Genomic DNA, 21,946 nt, shown 5'->3' with positions numbered 1-21,946 from the left:
GCGCGTGACGAAGCGCGCTTGAAATTTCAGGTGCAATCCCGCGCGAGGCACGTTGCATCCAGCGTCCGTGCACCCCCTGCTCCGGCGTCTCCGCAACCGATGGCACGATTTATGCTGCGATGATGCGAAGCGTGCTTCGTATTTGGGGGATGTCATGACGGATTCCGAACTTCGCGCTGATATTCACAGCATCGAACCCATTCCCGATGCGGACCGGGACTCGACCGGCCCGCAGCAGATGTGGATCTGGGCCGGCGCCAACATCGCACCGGTGAACTGGGCGCTCGGCGCGCTCGGCATTATTCTCAAGCTCGGCCTGATGGAGACGATCGCGGTCATCGTGCTCGGCAACATCGTGGGCTGCGCGATCTTCGCGACCTTCACGGTGATGGGACACAAGACCGGCGTCAACCAGATGGTATTGAGCCGCTCCGCCTTCGGCGTCCGCGGCGCCTACCTGCCGAGCATCCTGATGTTCGTGATGACGCTGGGCTGGATCGGCGTGAACACCTACTTCCCGGTCAAGGTCTCGATGGGCATCCTCGGCCAGTTCGGTGTTCCCGACACCTGGTTCATCGAGATCGTCGTCATCACGCTGGTGATGGCCGTGCAGGTCCTCATCGGCATCTACGGCTTCTATGCGATCCGCACCTTCGAGAAATACACGGTGCCGCCCACCATCGCCATCATGGTGCTGATGAGCATTTTGGCCTGGACGCGTCCCGGCGTCGTCAACTGGGGCCTCACGACGTCGCTGCCGCCGGGCGCGCATCTGGCGATGCTGACGCTGCTGATGACCGCGATCGGCGTCGGCTGGGGCATTTCCTGGGTGACCTGGGCCTCCGACTATTCGCGCTTCGTGCCGCGCAGCGTGTCGTCGAAATCCGTGTTCTGGTACAGCTATGTCGGCATGTTCGTGCCAACGGTCTGGCTCGGCATTCTCGGCGCGACCATCGCCTCGACGACGCTGGACACGGACCCTGCAAAAATGGTCAGCGCGGTATTCGGCGGTCCCGTCAGCATCCTCGTGCTCTTGATGGTGCTGCACGGTCCGATCGCCACCAACATCCTCAACGTCTACTCGGCGACGCTGGCGGCGCTGAGCGCGGGGCTGAAACTCTCGCGCTTCTGGCTCACGCTCATCGTCGGCGTCGCCGGCTATCTGGTCACGCTCTACTTCATCTTCGCGCCGTCCTTCGCGAAGGCGTTCGACAACTGGATGATCAGCCTGCTGCTGTGGATGAGCCCGTGGGCCGGCGTGGTGCTGGCCGACTTCTTCATCAAGCGGAAGGGCAAGATCGACGTCGCCGAGCTCTATCGCTCGCCGGAGACCAGCGCCTATGGCGACATCAACTGGGCCGGCATGATCGCGTTCTTCGCGGGCCTCGTTGCCGGCTGGCTCGTGGAAGACGGCCTCGTCGGCGCGCTGCAGGGGCCGATCTCGATCAACCTGCTCGGCGGTGCCGACCTGAGCTGGCTGTTCGGCATCGGCGTTGCGGGCCTCGTCTATCTTGGGCTCGGCAAGTTCGCGACCTCGCCCTCCTCGATCGTTGCGAGTAGCGCAGGCAGGTAGTCGCAGATCATGGACTTCGTCCTGCAATCGACGCCCGGAAATGTCCAATGGGGTCTCTGGGATGGACGATCGAAACCGGTGCTCCGGATCGCATCCGGAGACCGGGTGACCATCGAGACGCTGTCGGGCGAACCGGACGATCTGCCTGATCCGTCGCTCGGCTATGATATCGTTCCCGGACATGCAGAGGTGCTGGCAAGCGCCTTTCGCGGTCCGGGGCCGCATCTCCTCACCGGACCTGTTCATATCGAGGGCGCTGAGCCCGGCGACGTCCTCGAAGTGCGCATCCTCAACATCGAGCTGCGCTGCAATTGGGGCTGGAATATCCAGGTCCCGACTCTCGGCACCCTTCCGGAGGATTTCCCGGAGTTCCGCCGCATCCACATTCCCCTGGACCGCGCGCGCAACGTCGCAACACTTCCCTGGGGGCAGGAGCTGCCGCTCGCCCCCTTCTTCGGCAATTTCGGCGTCGCGCCGCCGCCGTCATGGGGTCGGCTGTCCTCGAAGGAGCCGCGCGCGTTCGGCGGCAACATGGACAACAAGGAGCTCGGTGCCGGCAGCACGCTGTATTTTCCGGTGTTCGTGCCGGGCGCGCTGTTCTCGGCCGGCGACGGCCACGCGCTCCAGGGCGATGGCGAAGTCTGCCTGACCGCAATCGAGGCCGCGCTCACCGGCACCTTCGAATTCCACGTCCGCCGTGATCTCCGCCTCACCTCGCCGCGCGCGGAGACGGCGTCGGACTGGATCACCATGGGATTCGACGAGGACCTCGACGATGCGGCCAAGGCCGCGCTACGCGACATGATCGCGCTGATCCGGGAGAGAAGCGGCCTCAGCGCGCAGGATGCCTATACGCTCTGCTCGATTGCCGCAGACTTGCGGGTCACGCAGCTGGTCGACGGCAACAAGGGCATTCACTGCGTACTGGCGAAATCCCGCATGCCCGTGAAGCCAATTTAGGTCCGATCGCTCCAGACGGCGTCGATCAACGACAAACCGCTTCGTACGCAAGATCCTGTCTAGCCCGACGCGTGCGTCTCCGCCGCCCCGGCAAAATCCAGCACGGGCGCGGCCGCGAGCAGCGCCTTGGTGTAGTCGTGCTGGGGATGATCGAATATCTCGTCACGCGAGCCTTGCTCGACGATTTTGCCGCCCTGCATCACCACGACGCGGTCGGCGACCTGCTCGACCGCCGCGAGGTCATGGCTGATGAACAGGCAGGCAAAACCGTATTGCGCCTGCAGCCGCTCGAACAATTTCAGCACCTGCGCCTGAATGGTCATGTCCAGCGCCGAGACAGGCTCGTCCGCCACGACGAAGGCCGGCTCGCGCACGATGGCGCGCGCGATCGCGATGCGCTGCCGCTGCCCCCCGGACAATTCATGCGGCCAGCGCGCAGCCAGACCGGCAAGCCCGACCTCGTCCAGCATCGCCTCGGCTCGCCTGTCGCGCTCGGCCGTCGTCAGTTGCGCCACATGACGCAGCGGCTCGGCGACGATCTCGCCGACGCGCATGCGCGGATCGAGCGAGGAGTAAGGATCCTGGAACACGAGCTGCGAGGCGAGACGAAAGTCGCGATCGATCGTTGCCGTCACGTCCCTGCCCCGGAACCTGATTTCACCACCCGACGTCGGGATCAGCCGCAGCATGGCGCGGCCGAGCGTGGTCTTGCCCGAGCCGCTGCCGCCGACCACGGCGACCGTTTCGCCCGCGGCGATATCGAGATCGACGCCGTTGACGGCGGAGACGCCGGTATCGCGCCGGAACAATCGCTGCCGCCCGGCGAAGCCGACCTTGAGGCCGCGCGCGCTGACGAGAGGCTCGCCACCCTGGCGCGCCTTGGTCGTGGCCCCACGGCGCGGCAGGGCCTCGACCAGCCGTTTGGTATAGGCCTCCCGCGGCGAGAACAGGATTTGCCGCGTCGTGCCGGTTTCGATCATCTTGCCCTGGCGCAACACCAGCGCGCGCTGCGCATAGCGCGAGACAAGGCCCAGATTGTGGGTGATCAGCATCACCGACGTACCGTGATCGCGGGCGAGCCCAACCATGAGATCGAGCACCTCGCGCTGGGTCAGCGTATCAAGCGCCGTGGTCGGCTCGTCCGCGATCAGCAGCTTCGGCTTCAGCAGCATCACCGAGGCCAGCATGATGCGCTGGCGCATGCCGCCGGAGAACTCATGCGGATAGGCGCCAAACGTCCGCTCGGGATCGCGGATCTGCACGCGCGCCAGCATGTCAAGGCAGCGCTGCCTGATCTCGCGCTTGCCGAGCCGCTCGTGCAAGCCGAGCCCTTCGGCCATCTGCGCCCCGACGCTGATGGCGGGGTTGAGCGAGACCATCGGCTCCTGGAACACCATGCCGACGGTGGGCCCGCGCAGCGTCCGCATCTTGCGCGCGGAGACGTTGGCGAGATCAACGCCGTCGAGCACGATGCGGCCGCTAGCCTTGCGCAATCCTGGTGGCAACAGGCCGAGCACCGCACGTGCCGCTGCGGTCTTGCCGCTACCGGATTCGCCGACGATGGCGAGGAACTCGCCGCGCTCGACGGCGAAGGAGACCTCGTCGACGATCACAGCCTTGCTGGCAGCGACCTCAATTCGCAGATTTTCGACCGACAGCAGCGTCATCCGTGCGCCATCCTGGGGTCGAGGCGGTCCCGCAGGGAATCGCCGAGCAGATTGATGCCGAGCAATGTGAGCGCAATGCAGAGGCCCGGCGCGATCGAGAGCCAGGCCGCCGTCTCCATGAACGGACGGCTCGCCGCCAGCATGTTGCCCCAGGTCGGCGCCGGCGGCGGCACGCCAAGGCCGAGGAAGCTCAGCGCGCTCTCGGCCAAGAGCACCCAGCCGAACATGCTGGTCGCGAGCACCGCGACCGGCGCAATCGCATTCGGCATCACATGGCGGATCATCGAATAGACCTCGGAATTGCCGATGACGCGCGAGGCCTCGACATACTCCTTCTCGCGGATCGAGAGCACGGTGCCTCGCACCACGCGGACGACCGACGGGATGTAGGCAAGGCCGAGCGCCAGGATCAGGCCGACCTTGTTGGCGCCAACCACGATCATCACGGCCAGCGCCAGCAGGATGCCGGGGAATGCCAACAGCGCGTCGTTGACGGCCATGATGACGCGGTCGGCCCAGCCGCGGATGTATCCGGCCGTGCAGCCGATCACTATGCCGGCCGTCACGGCGATCAGCACCGTGACAAAGGCAATGACGACGCTGGCGCCGGCCCCGACCATGATGCGGCTGAGCACGTCGCGGCCGAATTCGTCGGTACCGAGCCAGTGCAGCGGCGACGGCGCCTGAAGCCGAGCCCGCAGATTGATCCGCAGCGGATCGAACGGCGTCCAGAAGGCGCCGGTGATGGCCGCACCGAGCAGAATTGCCATCAAGGCGCCGCCGATCGCTGTGTTGGCGCGCATCCTCATGCCACCGCCACCCTGGGATCGAACAGCGGATAGCAGAGGTCGACGATCAGATTGACCACGACGTAGATCACGGCGGTGAACAGCAGGCAGCCCTGCACCACCGGATAGTCGCGGGCGAAGATGGAATCGACCAGCAACCGTCCGAGCCCGGGCAGCGTGAACACGGTTTCGATCACGGCGATACCGCCGAGCAGATGACCGAGCACGAGACCGATCAGCGTCCAGGTCGGCGCGAATGCGTTGGGCAAGACGTGGCGGGCAAGCACGCGCCATTCCGGCACGCCCTTGGCGCGCGCATGCGTGACATATTCGAGCCTGAGCACCTCGATCGAGGCAGCCCGCGCCATACGCGTCAGCACGCCGATCTCCACCATGGTCAGGGTGGCAATCGGCAGCACGATGAAGGTCGCCGCCTGCCAGAAATTCTCCGTGAAAGGCACGTAGCCGATCACCGGCAGCCATTTCAGCTTGAGCCCGAACAGGAGCAGCAGCAACAGGCCGAGCCAGAAGCTCGGAATCGACAGCAGCAGCGTAGCCCCGCCGACGACGGAGAGATCGAGCAGGCTGTTCTGCTTCCACGCTGCGACCAGCCCGGCCGGGACCGCGATGCAGGCCGCCGCTGCGACCGCGACCAGCACGATGACGGCGCTGACCTGGAAGCGATCGAGGATCAGCGGCAGCACCGCGAGATTGTTGGTGATGGAGTGCCCGAAATCGCCTGTCGCAAGCTTCGCGATCCAGTGCATGAACTGGGCTGGGATCGGCTGGTCGAGGCCAAGCTGGGCGCGGAGCTGCGCCGCCTGCGCGGGATCGGCGGCATCGCCGAGCATCACCTGCACGGGATCGCCGGGGATGAGCCGGACCAGCGCAAACACGGCGATCGCGACCAGCAGCAGTGTCGGGATCGTCATGACCAGCCGTCTTGCGAGGTAACCCAACATCGCGCGCCCCTGCTCTACTCGACCGTGACGCCCCAGAACCGCGGCTGGGGATAGAGCCAGCCGGCATAGCCCTTGATGCCCGTGCGCAGCGCCGTCAGCTCGGCGCCGTTGAACAGCACGATCATCGGCACATCGGCGATGAATCGCCTGTGCATCTCGTCGAACAGCGCCTGCCGTTTCGCGGTGTCATCGATCATCATGGACTGGCGCAGCATTTCCTGCGCCTCCGGATTGTCCCAGACCTTGCGCGGCTGCGTCGCCTTCGGCCCGGTCAGCATCTCGAAGCTCAGCGAGGGATCGAGCCGCGCCGAATAGGTGAAGGCCATCGACTGGTAGTCGCCGCGGTTGTAGCGATCGAGTTGCGCTGCCCAGTCCATGACCTCGAGCTCGATGTTGATCCCCGCGGACTGCGCCATCGCCTGCACCAGCACGGAGGCATCGAACACATAGCTGTAGCGCTTGTTGGTGATCATCTTGATCGGCTGGCCGCGATAGCCGGCCTCCAGCAGCAGCTTCTTGGCCTCGGCGATGTTCTGTGCATAGCCGTGCGACTGCGCCTCGCTGTAGAACGGGCTGCCGAGCGGCAGCGCGGAATTGTTCGGACGCGCGGTGCCCATCATCACGGCGTCCGCGATCTGCGCGGTATCGATGGACAGCGCGATGGCACGGCGGATGCGGACGTCCTTCAGCAGCGGATCCTTGGTCTGGAACAGGATGCCGGTGAGGCCGAGCGCCGGCGTGATGCTGAGCTGCACCTCGGGACGCGATTTGAGCTCTTCGAGATCGGGGATCGACAGGCTCAGGATCACGTCGAGCGAACCGCTGAGCAGCCCAGCCTTCGCGGCCGAACTGTCCGGGATCACATTGAAGCGTACACGATCGACCTTGACGTCCTTCGCGCCGGTGTAGCCGGTACGCGGCTCGCTGCGCGAGACATAGCCCTCGAAACGGACGATATCGACATATTGCCCTCGCTTCCATTCAGCGAGCTTGAACGGGCCGGTGCCGACAGGGGCAATCCACTTGCCGTCGGGGGCGACGGAATCGCGGTGGATGATCGCGGTCTGGCCGCAATCGGGCCGCGCCAGGGTCGGAAGGAACAGAGCTGTCGGCTGGTCAAGCGTGATGGCGACGGTCTGCGGATCCGGCGCCTCGATCTTCTCGATCCGCGCAATACCGGTCGCGCCGAACTCGGAGAGGCAGCGCCATTGCGTCGCCGGATCCAGCCAGCGCTTCAGTGACCAGACCACGTCATCGGCCGTCATGGTCGCGCCGTTGTGGAACTTGACGCCTTGCCGCAGGCGGAACGTGTAGGTCTTGCCTTCGTTCGAAACAGCCCAGCTGTCGGCCAGCATCGGACCGATCGAGGTATCGTCGCGGAAGGCGACCAACCCTTCCACCACATGCCCAATGACACCGTCGGTGTTGGCGTCGCGATTGGTGCCGGGATCGGTCGAGCGGATGTCGGCGTTGAGCCGCGTCCGCAGCAAGGTCTCGGCATCGGCCCTCCCCAGCATGGCCAGCAGGGCCAACGCGGCCAGACCGACCGCCCATGCCGGCGATGGCCGACGCCGACGCATCACGCCGCCCCCGCCCCGGCCGACCGCTCGAACGCGGCCCGCCCGATCTCGTCGATCTCGAGCCGGTACTCGGTGAACTCGCGATTGAGCGCGGGCAGCGGCGCCGCCTGCATCAACCCGCTCGCCGGCTCCATCAGGATCATCGCCACGGTGGCGCTGAGATTGTTGCTGAGATTGCGGCGCGGCGGACGGCACACCGACCAGGGATAGGCGAACTCGTCGAACAGCGCGTTCTTGACCGTGTCGAAGGTGATGCTGCCGATGTGCGGCTGGAGCAGATCGCGAACGCGAATGTCGCGGTAGAGACTGTCCGGCGTATCCTGGATACCGGCGTCCTTGAGCTTGCCGAGCGCAACTGGGCTCACGAAGTGATTGGCGTGCACGAGCAGGCCGTTCTGCGGATGCACCTGAAAGGTCTCATCCGGCGCGCATTCGAAATCGATCGCCACGCCCTCGCGATGGCTGACGATCATGTTGTTGGCCGCGGATTTCTTCGTGCAATAGACCGCACGCATGGCAAGCGCGACGTGCTCCTGCTCCAGCACCTTGCGACGGATCAGCGCCAGCGGCACACCGACCTGGCGATAGTCACGGTCACTTTGGAGATAGTTCGCAGTGATCGCGATGCCGACCGCGTTGAAGCCACAGCGACCGAGCGCGCCGGCCTCGGTGAAGGTCATGAGATCAGGACCGTCATCGCGGCGCACCTTCAGCACCACCGCGGTCTCCGCGCATTCGCGCTTCCAGTCCCAGTTCTGGGCATGGATCAGACGACCGCTGCCGGTCGCCGTCGGCAGCACAACGACGCCGGTGCAGCCATCGGGCTCATCGGGCGCCTTCAGGCGCGCGCGGATTTTTGGATTGGCAAGCTTGAGGATCTCCGTGCGGGCGTTGAGCAGCACGATGTCTTCGAACGGAACGTCAGCGCCCTCGGCGATGCCGCGCATCTCCTCGATATAGCTCGGCTCGAACGCCTCAATGACGGGCAGATAGTCCCGCACCAACTCGGACACGCCCTTCGCGTCGAGCGAGAGCTCCTTCAACTGCGCGAAGTAATGCGTGGTCCCCTTCTTGATGCGGCTCGCCGCCTTCTGTCCGTACTGACGTCCGCGCTCCCGGGGCGGACCCGAAATTTCGATCAGGGGGAAGGGTTCGACCATGGGGATGCCAAGTTCCTTTTGCTTTCTCATGAAGCCTAATGTATTTTGTGATGACATGAAACAAAAATCTTCCGCCTCGAAATCCACCGTGGAAAAAACGCCTCCAAGCCGGCTCCAGCGCGAATTGTCCGCCGGGATCGTCGAGCTGATCCGGAGCGAAGGACTCGCGCCGGGAACAAGGCTTGCTGAAGTTGCGCTCGCCGAACGCCTCCAGGTCTCGCGCACGCCGGTGCGTGCCGCGCTGAAGCTTTTGGCGCGGCGCAAGCTCGTGCACGCCGGCGAAAGCCGCGGCTATTTCGTCGCGGACAGCGCCCCTGCCCTGCACAAGGCGCCGCCCAAGCCAAGCCCCGACGATACCGACCGGCTGTTCCTTGCGATTGCGCGCGATCGCCGCGCCGGCCGGCTGCCCGACGAAGTGTCCGAGCGCGATTTGATGCAGCGCTACGATGCGACGCGGCCGGTCGTGCAGCGCGTGCTCACCAAGCTTGCCGAAGTTGCGGCCGTGCAGCGCAAGCCGGGACATGGCTGGCGCTTCCAGCCGACGCTTGCGGATACAAAGGCGCGCGATGAGAGTTACCGATATCGCCTGCTGATCGAACCGGCCGGCCTGCTCGAGCCCGGATTCCAGCTCGATCCGGCATGGGCCGGCGAGATGCGCCGCCGTCATCAGGAGATGCTGGCGATGCCGTGGAGCGACACGGCCAGCATCGCGCTCTACGAAATGAACGCGGCCTTTCACGAAGGCCTCGCCGCCGCATCAGGCAACCGCTATCTGCTGGTCGCCGTTCAGCAGCAGAACCGGCTGCGGCGCTTCGGCAATTACGACTGGACCTTCGGCCATGAGCGCGTGATCGTGAACTGCCGCGAGCATCTCGCCATCCTCGACCAGCTCGAAGCCGGCCAGAACGAGGCCGCCGCTGCGCTACTGCGCCGGCATCTCGAAGGCGCCGCCAAGCTCAAGCGCAGCCCGGCCAATTCCAACGCCCCATCAAAGACCGCCTAACGATTTGCAAGAGCTGCCATGACCATGAATGCGTTCGCCTCGTCCAACAGCCCCCTCACCCGCGAGGCCATGGAGCCGTTCTGGCTGCCGATGACGCCGAACCGGCAGTTCAAGTCGAAGCCGCGCATCTTCGTCGGCGCCGAAGGAATGCACTACGTCACCGATGACAACAGGCGCATTCTCGACGGCATGGCGGGGCTGTGGTGCGTGAACGCAGGCCATGCGCAGCGGCGCATCGTCGAGGCGATCCAGGCGCAGGCGGCGAAGCTCGACTTCGTCTCCTCGTTCCAGATGAGCCATCCGGCCGCCTTCGAGCTTGCCCGTCGCATCACCGAGATCGCGCCCGCCGGCCTCGACCACGTCTTCTTCACCAATTCCGGTTCGGAAGCGGTCGACACTGCGCTGAAGATCGCGCGCGGCTATCACCGCGCCCATGGGGACGCCAGCCGCATCCGCTTCATCTCGCGCGCCAAGGCCTATCACGGCATGGGATGGGGCGGCCTGTCGGTGAGCGGCATCGTCCGCCACCGCCGGGATTTCGGTCCGCTGCTCCCGGAGGTCGATCATCTCCCGCATACCCATAACCCCGAGCACGCGGCGTTTTCGCGCGGGCAGCCGCAATGGGGCGCGCATCTCGCCGACGAGTTGTCGAAGCTGCTGCAAGTCCACGATCCCTCGACCATTGCCGCCGTCATCGTCGAGCCCGTTACCGGCTCCGGCGGCGTGCTGCCGCCGCCGGTCGGCTATCTCGAGCGGCTGCGAAAAATCTGCGACCAGCACGGTATTCTCCTGATCTTCGACGAAGTCATCACGGGGTTTGGCCGCCTGGGCGCGGCGTTCGGCGCCAACGCCTTCGGCGTGACGCCTGATATCATCACCTGCGCCAAGGGCATGACCAATGCCGCGGTGCCGATGGGCGGCGTCATCGCCAGCGGCAAGGTCTATGATGCGCTGATGCAGGGGCCGGACAACGCGATCGAGCTGTTCCACGGCTATACTTATTCGGCGCATCCGCTCGCCTGCGCCGCGGGCCTAGCCGCGCTCGACGTGTACCAGGATCTCGGCCTGTTCGAGCGGGCGCGCCGCCTCGCGCCGGTGTGGGAGAACCATGCGCACGGCTTGCGCGACCTTCCTCACGTCATCGATATCCGCAACATCGGGCTGTTGGCCGCAATCGACCTGAAGCCGCGCGAGGGCGCACCAGGCGCGCGCGGCAGCGAGTGCGCCAACCGCTGCTATGAGGACGGCATCCTGATCCGCGGCAGCGGTGACACGCTGTTGATCTCGCCGCCCCTGATCATCACAGAAGAGCAGATCGCGGACATTTTTGCTGCGATCCGCCGCGCCCTGACCGGGATCAGCTGACGTTGCCCTCTACGTCGCCGGCAATGCGTCCAGGTGGCACGCCACCCATTGCTCGCCTTCAGTCGAACGGAGCTGCGGCTCTTCCGTGCGACAACGGTCGAACACGTAGGGGCAGCGGGTGTGGAAGCGGCACCCGCTGGGCGGATTGATCGGGCTCGGCACGTCGCCGCCGAGGATGATCGGATTGCGCTGGGCGCCGGGCTCGGGCAGCGGCACCGCCGAGAGCAGCGCCTTGGTGTAGGGATGCCTCGGCGCGGCAAAGATCTCCCGGCGCGGCGCGACTTCGACGATCTTGCCGAGATACATCACCGCGACGCGATGGGTCATGTGCTCGACGATGGCGAGGTCGTGGCTGATAAACAGCAGCGCGAGGCCGAATTTCTGCTGAAGGTCCTGCAACAGATTGACGACCTGTGCCTTGACCGACACGTCGAGCGCCGAGACCGCCTCGTCGCAAACGATCAGCTCGGGCTCCGCCGCGAGCGCTCGCGCGATGCCGATACGCTGGCGCTGGCCGCCCGAGAATTCATGCGGCCGGCGGTTCAGCGCCTCGCGCGGCAGCCTCACCGTGTCCATCAGCTCGGTGACGCGGACCTCGAGATCCTCCCTGGATTTGGCGAGGCCGAAATTGCGGATCGGCTCGGCGAGAATGTCGCGCACGCGCATGCGCGGATTGAGGCTGGAGAACGGATCCTGGAACACGACCTGCACGCGCCGGCGCATCTGGCGCATCGTGCTCGGATGTGCGTCGTCGATGCGCTGGCCGTCGAGGATCACCTGCCCCGACGTGATGTCGAACAGCCGCAGGACGGCGCGGCCGACCGTCGACTTGCCGCAGCCGGACTCGCCGACCAGCGACAGCGTCTCGCCCTTCGCGATCTCGAAGGACACACCGTCGACTGCGTAGACCCATTCGGACTTTCGCCCGAACAGACCCTTGTTGACCGGAAAATGCTTCTTGAGGTCGTTGACCTGGAGCAGCGGAACACTCATGCCGCAACTGCTCCCTTGGCCGCGTAGTGGCAGGCGGCAATGTGGCGGGGCCCCTTCTCCTCGAGCCCGGGCGCGTATTGGCGGCAGAGATCGGTCGCAAGCGCACAGCGCCCGGCAAACACGCAGCCGATGATCGGCTTGCGCAGATCGGGCACCTGACCGGGAATCTCGGCGAGCCGCCTCGCGGTACCGGTCAGCGAAGAGCCGAGCCGCGGCACCGCGCCGAGCAGGCCTTGCGTATAGGGGTGGCGCGGCGAACGGAACAGCTCGGCGACCGGCGCCTCCTCGACCTTGCGGCCGGCATACATGACCATGACGCGCTCGGCGATCTCTGCGACGACGCCGAGGTCGTGGGTGATCAGGATGATCGCTGCACCAACCCGATGCTTCAAGTCGAGCATCAGCTTGAGAATTTGCGCCTGGATGGTCACGTCGAGCGCGGTGGTCGGCTCGTCCGCGATCAGGAGTTTTGGATTGCAGGCCAGCGCAATCGCGATCATCACGCGCTGGCGCATGCCGCCGGAGAGCTGGTGCGGATATTCGCGCACCCGCCGTTTCGGCTCCGGGATTCCGACCAAGGTCAGCATCTCGACCGCGTGGGCCTCGGCGGCCTGCTGGTCCAGGCCCTGATGGATCATCAGGGTCTCGCGGATCTGGCGGCCGACGGTCAGCACCGGATTGAGGCTGGTCATCGGCTCCTGGAAGATCATCGAAATGTCGTTGCCGCGGATCGCGCGCATCTCGCGGTCGGACAGTTCGAGGAGATCCTTGCCCGCGAAGCGGATGCTGCCGGCGATCCTGCCGGGCGGCTCCGGCACCAGCCGCATCAGCGACATCGAGGTCACCGACTTGCCGCAGCCGGACTCACCGACGATGGCGAGCGTCTCGCCCTCGTTGACATGGAAGGACACACCGTCGACCGCGCGGTTGATGCCGCTGGGGGTCCGGAAATGGGTCTGGAGGTTCTCGACTTCGAGCAGCGCCATCGTGATCAGCCTCTCGACATCACAGGCTCTTGGCCATGCGCGGATCGAGCGCATCGCGAAGGCCGTCGCCGAGCAGATTTACGGCAAGCACGGTGACGGACAGGAAGGCCGCCGGGAAGAACACGATGTAAGGCTTGACCTGCCAGAGCGCGCGGCCCTCGGCCATGATGTTGCCCCAGGACGGAATCGTCGGCGGGGTGCCCGCGCCGATGAAGGACAGGATCGCCTCCGTGATCATGGCGCTGGCGCAGATATAGGTCGCCTGGACCAGCATCGGCGCGAGCGTGTTGGGCAGGATGTGGCGCAGGATGATCATCGGCGTACGCGTGCCGCAGGCGACCGCGGCGTCCACATAGGGCTGCTCGCGCAGCGACAGCACGACGCTGCGAACAAGACGGGAAACCCGCGGGATCTCGGCGATGGTGATCGCCAGAATCACGTTACCGACGCTGCCGCGCGTCAGCGCCATCAGCGCGATCGCCAGCAGGATCGGCGGGATCGACATCAGGCCGTCCATGAAGCGCATCAAGATGCCGTCGGCCCAGCGGATGAAGCCGGAGACGATGCCGATGGCAAGGCCGATCGCGGACGCGAAGATCGCAACCGACAGGCCGACCGTGAGCGAGACCCGCGCGCCAAACAGCACGCGCGAATAGACGTCGCGGCCGAGCACGTCGGTGCCAAACCAGTAAAGCGCCGACGGCGCACGGGTGCGTTTTGCGGGCGCGAGTGCGGTCGGGTCGACCGTGAAGAGATAGGGCGCGAAGACTGCCATCAGGACGAGCATCAGCAGCAGCGCGCCGCCGATGGCGACCGTCGGATGACCGCGCAACAGGCCGATGAAGCCGCGCCGGATCTTGACCGGCCGCAGGATCTCCGGCAGTTGCGGCGCGAGGACGAAGCCGGCCGGAAGCGATTGGGGATTGACGGTGGTGTCGGTCAATAGCGGATCCTCGGGTCGACGAGCGTATAGGTGACGTCGATCATCAGATTGACGAGGACGTAGACGAAGCTGAACAGCAGCACGATGCCCTGGATGACGGGATAGTCGCGGCGCAGGATCGCATCGATCGTGAGCCGGCCGAGGCCGGGGATCGCGAACACGCTTTCCGTGACCACCGCGCCGCCGATCAGGAGCGCGATGCCGATCCCGATCACGGTCACGATCGGCACCGCCGCGTTCTTCAGTGCGTGAATGAACAGGATGCCGCCCTGCCCCATGCCCTTGGCGCGCGCGGTGCGGATATAGTCCTGCTGCAGCACTTCGAGCATGGCGGCGCGGGTGATGCGCGCGACCAGCGCGATGTAGACGCAGCCGAGCGCGATGGCCGGCAGGATCAGGTTTTGCAGCCACGGCCAAAAGCCCTGCGTGAGCGGCGTATAGCCCTGCACCGGAAGCCATTCGAGCTCGAGCGCAAAGATATAGGCGAGGATGTAGCCGACCACGAAGACGGGCAGCGAGAAGCCGAATACGGCAAATCCCATGATGACGCGGTCGATCAGGCTGCCGGCCTTCCACGCCGCCAGCACGCCGAGCGGCACGGCGACCACGATCGTGAGCAGCAGCGTGACGATCATCAGCGACAGCGTCGGTCCGAGACGCTGTCCGATCATCGTCGAGACCGGCAGATTGGTGAAGATCGAGGTGCCGAGATCACCATGCAGGATGCGCCAGACCCAGCTTCCGAACTGGATCAGGAACGGCCGGTCGAGGCCGAGGCTCTGGCGGATGCGCTCCACATCCTCCGGGCTTGCCTGGTCGCCCGCGATCACCACTGCCGGATCTCCCGGCGCGATGTAAAGCAGGCTGAACACGAACAGCGCGACGATTGCCATGACCGGCAAGGTCGCGACGATGCGACGGAGGATGTAGGAGAGCATCTGGCTTCAGCGCACGATCATGCCGATTTCGACACGCCCCAGAACAAGGGCACCGGTCCCTTGGTAACACCGGAGACGTTCTTGCGCCACGCGGTGTAGCCCAGGAAGAAGCCGGTCGGAGCGTAGACGACGTCGTCCATCGCCGCTTTGTTGAGACGGCCGATGGCGGCCTTCTCCTCGTCGATGTTCTTGGCCTCGAACCACGACGCCACTTCCTTTTCGGTGCCCGGGCTGGTCGGCCAGCCGAACCACGCCTTGTCGCCGGTGGCGCGAATGGCGGTGTAGGCCGCCGGATTGACGCAATCCGCGCCGGCATGCCAAGTGTGGAACATGTTCCAACCGCCCTGTCCGGGCGGTGTCTTCTGCGCGCGTCGCGCGCCGACGGTGCCCCAATCGGTCGCCACGAAGTCGACATTCATGCCGAGCTGCTTCAGGAGGTCCGCGGTCACGTCACCCATGGCCTTTGTGATCGGCTGATCCTGCGCGACGAGGCAGGTCACCGGCTGGCCGGAATAGCCGCTCTCGGCGAGCAGCTTCTTGGCGGCATCGAGGTCGCGCTTGCCCTTCAGGATTTCGCCGCCCATCTCGGTATAGAGCGGTGTATCCGGCGTGAAGTAGCTGGGCAGCGACTTCCACAGCGAATTGTCGTCGCCGACGATCGCGCGCATGTAGTCTTCCTGGCTGAGCGCCATCATCACCGCACGCCGCGCCTTGACGTCGTTGAAGGGCGGGTAGAGGAAATTCATGCGGAACGAGCCGATATTGCCGAGGGGATCGCCGATATCGACGCTGATGTTCTTGTTCTTCTTCAGAACCGGAACGAGATCCGCGATCGGATTCTCCCACCAGTCGACCTCGCCGTTCTGCAACGCGGCTGCCGCGGTTGCCGCGTCAGGCATGATCACCCACTCGACGCGATCGACCATCACCTGCTTGCCGCCGGCGAGCCATGACGGCTTCTCCTGCCGCGGGACGTAGTCGGTGAATTTCTCGAACACCGCTTTCGCGCCGGGGACCCATTCAGCCTTGGCGAATTTTAGCGGACCGGAGCCGACATATTCCGAGATCTGCTTGAACGGGTCGGTCTGCGCGATGCGCTCCGGCATGATGAAGGCGACCGGCGCGTTGTTCTTGCCCAGCGCAAACAGCATTTTCGGGAAAGGCTGCTTCAGCACCCATTTGAAGGTACGGTCGTCGACGGCGGTCAGCTCCTGCTGGAGCGCCTTGATCATCAGGCCCATCGGATCGCGCACCGCCCAGCGGTTGAGGCTCGCGACGACGTCCTTGCTCAGCACCGGCTCGCCGTCGTGGAATTTGAGCCCGGACCGCAGCTTGAAAATCCAGGTCGTGCCGTCGTCGCTGACCTGCTCGGACTCGACCATCTGCCGCTGCGGCTGGAACGAAGAATCGATGCCGTAGAGCGTGTCCCAGACCATCGCGGCCGCGTTGCGGACGACATACTGCGTGCCCCAGATCGGATCGAAATTGGCGAGATTGGCTTGGGGCACAAATCGCAGGGTGCGGGCTGCTGCGCCCTGAGCGATCGCAGGGGCCGAAAGGCCACCCGACAATGCCAAGCCGCCAGCGCCAGCCAGTCCCTTCAATACGGTCCTGCGATCCATGAAGTCCTCCCAGTAATGCCGTGATACCGGCCAATCATTGGCCAAAGGCAAGTGAAACAGAGCCCATTGGCCTGCAAATGGTATGCCAGTAAATGGGCCTCCGCCACCGACTTTTGGGCCGAACCAGGTTGATTTGACCGCGGCCTCAGAGGGCGGCCGCGAGCGCAGGCCCAGTCTCGATATGCGGGATCGCCTCGACCAGCTTGCGCGTGTAGTCGGTCTTCGGATTATCGAACAGCGCCCTGCTCTCCCCCTGCTCCACGATGCTGCCGTTGCGCAGCACGATGGTGCGGTCGCACAGCATGCGCACCACGTTGAGATCGTGGCTGACGAACAGAAGTGCGATGTCGTTCTCGCGCCGAAGGCGATCAAGCAGTTGCAGCACAACCGCCTGCACCGAGACGTCAAGTGCGGCGGTCGGCTCATCCAGTACCAGAAGCCGCGGCCGGCAGGCGATGGCACGGGCAATGCCGACGCGGGCCTTCTGGCCGCCGGAGAGCTGATGCGGAAAGCGCGGCAGCAGGTCGAGCGGCAACCCCACCCGCTCGGCGCACTCTTCCACCCGCTTGCGCAGCGCGTCACCCCCACGCATGCCGTCGAGACGCATCAAAGGATGGGCGATGCAGTCGAAGGCCGTGTAGCGCGGATTGAGGCTCTCGTTGGGATCCTGGAACACGATCTGGATGTCCTTGCGGAAGCGCGAGCGGTGGAAATCGCGCGCCGCGACATGGCCGATCGACTGTCCGTCGAACACGATATCGCCCTCGCTCGGGTCGATCAGGCGGCAGATCATCCGCGAGGTCGTGCTCTTGCCGGATCCGGATTCGCCGACGAGGCCGACGCTCTCGCCGCCTGCCATCGTCATCGAGAAGTCGGCGACAGCGGCAGAGCCCTGGTCAAAACGTTTTGCGAGCTTGCGCACCTCCAGCAGCGGCGGCGTACCGTGTGCGGGCGCGGGCCTCGGCTTGCTGACAACGGCCGCGGTGCGCTCCCGCTCCTCCTCCGTCACGAGATCCTCGATCCGGGATGTCGCGGTGGGCGATGCCGCAACGAGGCGTTTTGTGTAAGCGTGCTGTGGCGCGGTGAAGAGAATCTTGGGACTTGCCTCCTCGACGATGCGGCCGCGCTCCATCACGGCAATGCGGCGGCAATAGCGCGCTGCGAGCCCGAGATCGTGCGTGATCAAAATCGTCGCCATGCCGCGCGCGGCGGCGATCTCCGCAAGCAGGTCCATCACAACCTTCTGGGTGGTGACATCGAGGCCGGTGGTCGGCTCGTCCGCGATCAGCAGCGCGGGATTGCAGGAGATCGCGATTGCGATCATCACGCGCTGGCACATGCCGCCGGAGAGCTCGTGCGGATAGGCGTTCATCCGCGCTTCGGGGTCGCGGATCTGGACGGCGCGCAGCAACTCCAGCGCCTCGGCGCGCGCGGCGTCCTTCGATATCTTCTTGTGCGTAAGGATCGCATCCGCGATCTGGAGACCGATCGCGCGGATGGGGTTTAGCGCCGCCCGCGGATTCTGGAAGATCATCGACATCGCGGCACCCTGGAGCTGACGGAGGTCGTCTCCCCTGAGTTTTGTCACGTCCTGTCCGCGGAACAGGATTTTGCCGCCGGTGACGCGCCCGGCCGCATCGAGCAGCCGTGTCGTTGCGAACCCTGTGACCGACTTGCCCGAGCCGCTCTCGCCGACAAGGCCAAGCATCTCGCCCTTTGCGACGGTGAGCGTGATGCCGCGCACCGCCTCGACCACGCCACGCCGCGTCGTGAACGCGACCTGGAGGTCGTTGATCTCTAGCAGGTCCTCGCTCATGTGCGCATGCGGGGATCGAGAATGTCCCGCATCCCGTCCCCGAGGAGATTGAAGCACAGCACGGCCATCATCAGCGCAAGGCCCGGAAAGGCCACCAGCCACCACCGCCCGGTCGAGATGAAGCGTGCGCCTTCCGCGACCATGATGCCCCATTCCGGCGTCGGCGGCTTGACGCCGAGGCCGATGAAGGACAGACCGGCCGCATTGAGAATGGCCCAGCCGAGGTTGAGTGAGATCTGCACCGCCATCGCCGGCAGGATGTTCGGCAGCAGAAAGCGCAGCACCACCGAAAAATGGCTCTCGCCGCAGGCGCGCGCGGCTTCCACCCAGCCGACGTTGCGGCGGACGTTGACCTCGGCCCGCGCGAAACGGATGTAGAAGGGAAGATTGATGATCGCGGTTGCGATCACGATGTTCTCGATCCGGTTACCGAGCGCTGCGACCATCGCCATGGCCAGCACGAACAGCGGGAACGCCATCATCACGTCGACGAAGCGGCCGACCGCGCGGTCAAGCTTGCCGCCAGTATAACCGCAGAACGCGCCGACGACGGCGCCGATTACGAAGGAGATACCGACCGCCGACACCGCAATCGTGAGGTCGAGCCGCGCGGCGATGACGAGGCGGCTGAACACATCGCGCCCGAGCTGGTCGGTGCCGGCGAGATGAGCCGCGCTCGGCGGCAGTAGGGCTTCCGAGACATTGGAGACCACAGGATCGTAAGGAACGATCCAGGGGCCGAAGATCGCGAGCAGAACGAACAGCATTACACCGGCTGCGGCCACAGCCGTAAGCGGGTTGCCGCGGAGGATCCAGACCGAATGACGGAGGGTTGCGCTGGTCATTCGATCGACACCCTGGGATCGGCGATGCCGTAGCAGACATCGACGATGAGATTAACCAGCACGAAGATGCCAGCCATCAGCAGCACAAAACCCTGCACCGGCGCATAGTCGGAGGACAACAGCGCATCGAGCGCGTAGGACGCCACGCCCGGCCAGGAGAACACCTTCTCCACCAGCACATTGGCGCCCAGCATGGTCGAGAACACGATGCCGGCGATGGTGATGACGGGGAGGATCGCGTTCCGGAGCGCGTAGGTGACGACCACCTTATGCCAGGACAATCCGACCGAGCGCGCGGTGCGGACGAAATCGCTGCCGAGCGAGACCAGCATCGAGGCGCGTGTGATCCGCGCCAGCGGCGCGATGACAAACAGCGCCATACTCACCGCCGGCAGGATCAGCTGCTTGCAGGCCGCCCACCAGCCCTCAAAATCTCCAGCCAGCAGGAAATCGATCGACAGGAAGCCGGTGCGTGACGGCGGCAACGACGTGAAGACGTCAATGCGCCCGGTCGGATCGGGTGCGAGCCCGAGCAGGTAGTAGAAGACGTAGATCAGCAAGAGGCCAGAAACAAAGGTCGGCACGCAGACGCCGAGCGCGCAGAACAGCCGTACGCCGTGATCGACTGCCGACCCCGGCCGCAGCGCCGCGACCACGCCGAGCGGCACCGCAGCGATCAGCGCAATCAACAGCGCGGTGAAGGTGAGCTCCAACGAGGCCGGCAGCCGCTCGCGCAGATCCTTGAGCACCGGCTGCCCCGTCATCATGGAGCGGCCGAGATTGCCGCGGCCGATGTCGGAGAGATAGAACACGAGCTGCTCCGGCACCGACTTGTCGAGCCCCATCTGCTTGCGGATCAGCTCGATCTCCTCCTTGCCGGCGTTAGGCCCCGAGGCGAAGAACACCGCGGGGTCGCCGGGCAGGACGCGCATCAGGAGAAAGGTGAAGACCAGCACACCGAACAGCGCCGGCAGCGACGACAGAAGCCGCCTGCCCGCCCGCACCATCGTTGCGCCAAGACCGGTCTTCACGATTCAGAACTCCCCAGCGTTTGACGCTATCACTTGCGGCTGACGTCGCGATAGTCGACCTGACGATGGAACTCGTAGGTGTATCCCTCGACCGACGAGGCCATCACCGCATCCTGGTTCGGCTGCCACAGCATCACCTGCGGCATCAGGTCGAAATGCATCGCATTGAGCTTGCGGCCGGCTTCCTCATACTTGGCCTTATCCGGCTCGAACCGTGCTTCCTGCGCGATCGCAGCAAGGTCCGGGTTGTTGATCGAGCTGTAATTCCACCGCTGATTACCGGTGTAGAAGTTGCGGTAGAAGTAGTCGGTCGACGGCAGCCAGGCGACGATGCCTTCGGTGTAGAACGGAAGCTTCTTCTCGTTGATCTGTGTCGACATCTGCGCATCCGGCAGCTTCTGGATGTCGACCTTGATCCCGATCTTGCCAAGCGATTCCTTCACCAGCGCGGCCATCGGCTCCGCGGTCGAGGCCTGGCCGACGTTGAAGCTGAAGGTGGTCGAGAAGCCTTCCGGAAGGCCTGCGGCCTTGAGATATTCGCGGGCCTTGTCGAGATCGAGCTTCACCGGCTGCTGGAACGGATAGATGCCGTTCGCCGGTTTGCCGTCTGCCCAGGTCGCGCCGAACAGCGGCGAGCCGCGGCCGAACAGCGCCGCCTTGAACATGTCGTCATATGGCAGCGCGTAGGCGATGGCGCGGCGGACATTGACGTTGTCGAACGGCGGCATCTGGTTGTTCATCGAGACGAAGGTGATCGCATTGTATTGCGGCGTGGAGATCACCTTGAGCTTGCCCTTGGCCTCGAGCGACTGCACGTCGCTGGCCTGGAGATCGACGACGATATCAGCATCGCCGCGCTCGACGAGGTTGGCGCGCGTTGCCGGCTCCGGCACCGACTGAATGATCACACGCTTGAAGAACGCCGGCTTGTTGGCCGAGCCGCGATTCCAGGCCTCGTCGCGCTTGAGCATGACCTGCTCACCGGGCTTGAAAGTTTCCACAACATAAGCGCCGCTGCCGGCGGTGTGCTCCTTCAGCCACGCGGTCGCCCAGGGATCATCCGCGGTAGCGTGCTCCTTCGCGACCTTCGAGTTGATGATCATGGGATAGACGGTGGCGAGATTTGGCAGCGCGAGCTTGTCGGGCTTTGGCAGCGTCACCTCGATGGTCAGAGGATCGATCACCTTGAACTGATCGGCCGACGTCAGCGACCCCGTCAGCAGCTGCGCCTTGCCGAGGATCGGTGCGGTGACGCAGCGATCGAGCGACCATTTCACGTCCTCGGCCGTGACAGGCGAGCCGTCCTGGAATTTTGCGTCCTTGCGCAAGCGGAAGGTGATCTTCAGGCCGTCCGGGCTGACGTCGTAGCTCTCGGCGAGCTCGCCCGTGATCGTGTCGAGATCGAACACCCATTTGCCGTTGAGCTGCTTGCGGCCGAACGCCACCAGCCGGTCATAGGTGCTCATGCTCAGCGCGAACGACTCGCGCGTCGAGCCCGGAATGTTGGGATCGAGCGTGTTCACCGATGCGCCGGTGACGTAGCGCAATGTCTCGGCCCTGGTCTGCGCCTGCGAAGGCGCGGTGGCGATGAGCAACAGCGCGGTGGTGGCGAGGACGCCGGCCGCCGGCCTGAAAGACACAAAACGCATTGGTTTTTCCCTGAATTTCGTACGAGAACGCCAGCAAGGCAGGTTAAGAAAGAAGCAAGTTGCGC

18 protein-coding genes are annotated in these 21,946 nt (G+C 65.0%); 4 read left to right on the top strand and 14 right to left on the bottom strand.

The features are described 5' to 3' along the window. Positions 1-154: 154 nt before the first annotated feature. Both B5V03_RS24830 and B5V03_RS24825 read left to right on the top strand, forming a co-directional pair. A complete protein-coding gene (locus tag B5V03_RS24830) occupies positions 155-1,573 on the top strand; it encodes a cytosine permease (RefSeq protein WP_164988257.1) in 1,419 nt (472 codons plus the stop codon). A 9-nt stretch (positions 1,574-1,582) separates the two neighbouring features. Next, positions 1,583-2,533 carry an acetamidase/formamidase family protein gene (locus B5V03_RS24825; RefSeq protein ID WP_129273006.1) on the top strand — a complete coding sequence of 317 codons (951 nt, stop codon included), beginning with the start codon at positions 1,583-1,585 and terminating at the stop codon, positions 2,531-2,533. Between the two features lie 59 nt (positions 2,534-2,592). On the opposite strand, the gene B5V03_RS24820 is transcribed toward B5V03_RS24825, so the two are convergent. Genes B5V03_RS24820 through B5V03_RS24800 form a run of 5 tightly spaced genes read right to left on the bottom strand, consistent with a single transcriptional unit; the run spans position 2,593 to position 8,690 of the window. Further along, positions 2,593-4,200, bottom strand: a complete 1,608-nt coding sequence (locus B5V03_RS24820; RefSeq protein WP_129273005.1) for an ABC transporter ATP-binding protein — start codon at positions 4,198-4,200, stop codon at positions 2,593-2,595. Then, the gene (locus B5V03_RS24815) at positions 4,197-5,009 is read right to left on the bottom strand and encodes an ABC transporter permease (protein WP_129273004.1); all 813 of its coding nucleotides are present in this window, start codon (positions 5,007-5,009) and stop codon (positions 4,197-4,199) included. The genes B5V03_RS24820 and B5V03_RS24815 overlap by 4 nt, the downstream gene beginning before the upstream one ends. Then, positions 5,006-5,950, bottom strand: a complete 945-nt coding sequence (locus tag B5V03_RS24810) for an ABC transporter permease (protein WP_129273003.1) — start codon at positions 5,948-5,950, stop codon at positions 5,006-5,008. The genes B5V03_RS24815 and B5V03_RS24810 overlap by 4 nt, the downstream gene beginning before the upstream one ends. Before the next feature lie 14 nt (positions 5,951-5,964). Continuing rightward, a complete protein-coding gene (locus B5V03_RS24805; RefSeq protein WP_206736189.1) occupies positions 5,965-7,530 on the bottom strand; it encodes an ABC transporter substrate-binding protein in 1,566 nt (521 codons plus the stop codon). After that, positions 7,530-8,690: a C45 family autoproteolytic acyltransferase/hydolase gene (locus B5V03_RS24800; protein WP_129273002.1), complete on the bottom strand. Its 1,161-nt coding sequence runs from the start codon at positions 8,688-8,690 to the stop codon at positions 7,530-7,532. Before B5V03_RS24800 ends, B5V03_RS24805 begins: the two co-directional genes overlap by 1 nt. Positions 8,691-8,778: 88 nt before the next feature. Between B5V03_RS24800 and B5V03_RS24795 the strand changes: the two genes are divergently transcribed. Next, positions 8,779-9,693 (top strand): GntR family transcriptional regulator, encoded by a 915-nt coding sequence (locus B5V03_RS24795; RefSeq protein ID WP_245502334.1) that lies wholly within the window; start codon positions 8,779-8,781, stop codon positions 9,691-9,693. An 18-nt stretch (positions 9,694-9,711) separates the two neighbouring features. Continuing rightward, the gene (locus tag B5V03_RS24790; protein ID WP_129273000.1) at positions 9,712-11,058 is read left to right on the top strand and encodes an aspartate aminotransferase family protein; all 1,347 of its coding nucleotides are present in this window, start codon (positions 9,712-9,714) and stop codon (positions 11,056-11,058) included. Positions 11,059-11,067: 9 nt separating this feature from the next. On the opposite strand, the gene B5V03_RS24785 is transcribed toward B5V03_RS24790, so the two are convergent. The 9 genes from B5V03_RS24785 to B5V03_RS24745 form a co-directional block, all read right to left on the bottom strand. Then, on the bottom strand, positions 11,068-12,051 hold the full coding sequence (locus B5V03_RS24785; protein ID WP_129272999.1) for an ABC transporter ATP-binding protein: 984 nt from the start codon (positions 12,049-12,051) through the stop codon (positions 11,068-11,070). Beyond that, positions 12,048-13,037 carry an ABC transporter ATP-binding protein gene (locus B5V03_RS24780; protein ID WP_164988256.1) on the bottom strand — a complete coding sequence of 330 codons (990 nt, stop codon included), beginning with the start codon at positions 13,035-13,037 and terminating at the stop codon, positions 12,048-12,050. Before B5V03_RS24780 ends, B5V03_RS24785 begins: the two co-directional genes overlap by 4 nt. Positions 13,038-13,056: 19 nt before the next feature. After that, on the bottom strand, positions 13,057-13,980 hold the full coding sequence (locus B5V03_RS24775; RefSeq protein WP_129272997.1) for an ABC transporter permease: 924 nt from the start codon (positions 13,978-13,980) through the stop codon (positions 13,057-13,059). Continuing rightward, positions 13,977-14,918 (bottom strand): ABC transporter permease, encoded by a 942-nt coding sequence (locus tag B5V03_RS24770; protein WP_129272996.1) that lies wholly within the window; start codon positions 14,916-14,918, stop codon positions 13,977-13,979. The genes B5V03_RS24775 and B5V03_RS24770 overlap by 4 nt, the downstream gene beginning before the upstream one ends. 17 nt (positions 14,919-14,935) lie before the next feature. Next, positions 14,936-16,540 (bottom strand): ABC transporter substrate-binding protein, encoded by a 1,605-nt coding sequence (locus tag B5V03_RS24765; RefSeq protein ID WP_129272995.1) that lies wholly within the window; start codon positions 16,538-16,540, stop codon positions 14,936-14,938. 145 nt (positions 16,541-16,685) lie between these two features. Continuing rightward, entirely contained in the window at positions 16,686-18,356 is a 1,671-nt protein-coding gene (nikE, locus tag B5V03_RS24760; RefSeq protein WP_129272994.1) for a nickel ABC transporter ATP-binding protein NikE, read from the bottom strand. After that, positions 18,353-19,201, bottom strand: coding sequence for an ABC transporter permease (locus tag B5V03_RS24755; protein ID WP_129272993.1), 849 nt, complete (start codon positions 19,199-19,201; stop codon positions 18,353-18,355). The genes nikE and B5V03_RS24755 overlap by 4 nt, the downstream gene beginning before the upstream one ends. Next, positions 19,198-20,232 (bottom strand): ABC transporter permease, encoded by a 1,035-nt coding sequence (locus B5V03_RS24750; protein WP_129272992.1) that lies wholly within the window; start codon positions 20,230-20,232, stop codon positions 19,198-19,200. Before B5V03_RS24750 ends, B5V03_RS24755 begins: the two co-directional genes overlap by 4 nt. A 29-nt stretch (positions 20,233-20,261) precedes the next feature. Next, a complete protein-coding gene (locus B5V03_RS24745; protein WP_129272991.1) occupies positions 20,262-21,881 on the bottom strand; it encodes an ABC transporter substrate-binding protein in 1,620 nt (539 codons plus the stop codon). Positions 21,882-21,946: the final 65 nt, after the last annotated feature.

Origin of the sequence: Bradyrhizobium betae (assembly GCF_004123905.1) — a bacterium.
Taxonomy (GTDB): domain Bacteria; phylum Pseudomonadota; class Alphaproteobacteria; order Rhizobiales; family Xanthobacteraceae; genus Bradyrhizobium; species Bradyrhizobium betae_A.
Note: the sequence above shows the minus strand (reverse complement) of the source record. Positions and strands in the feature narration are given on the sequence as shown.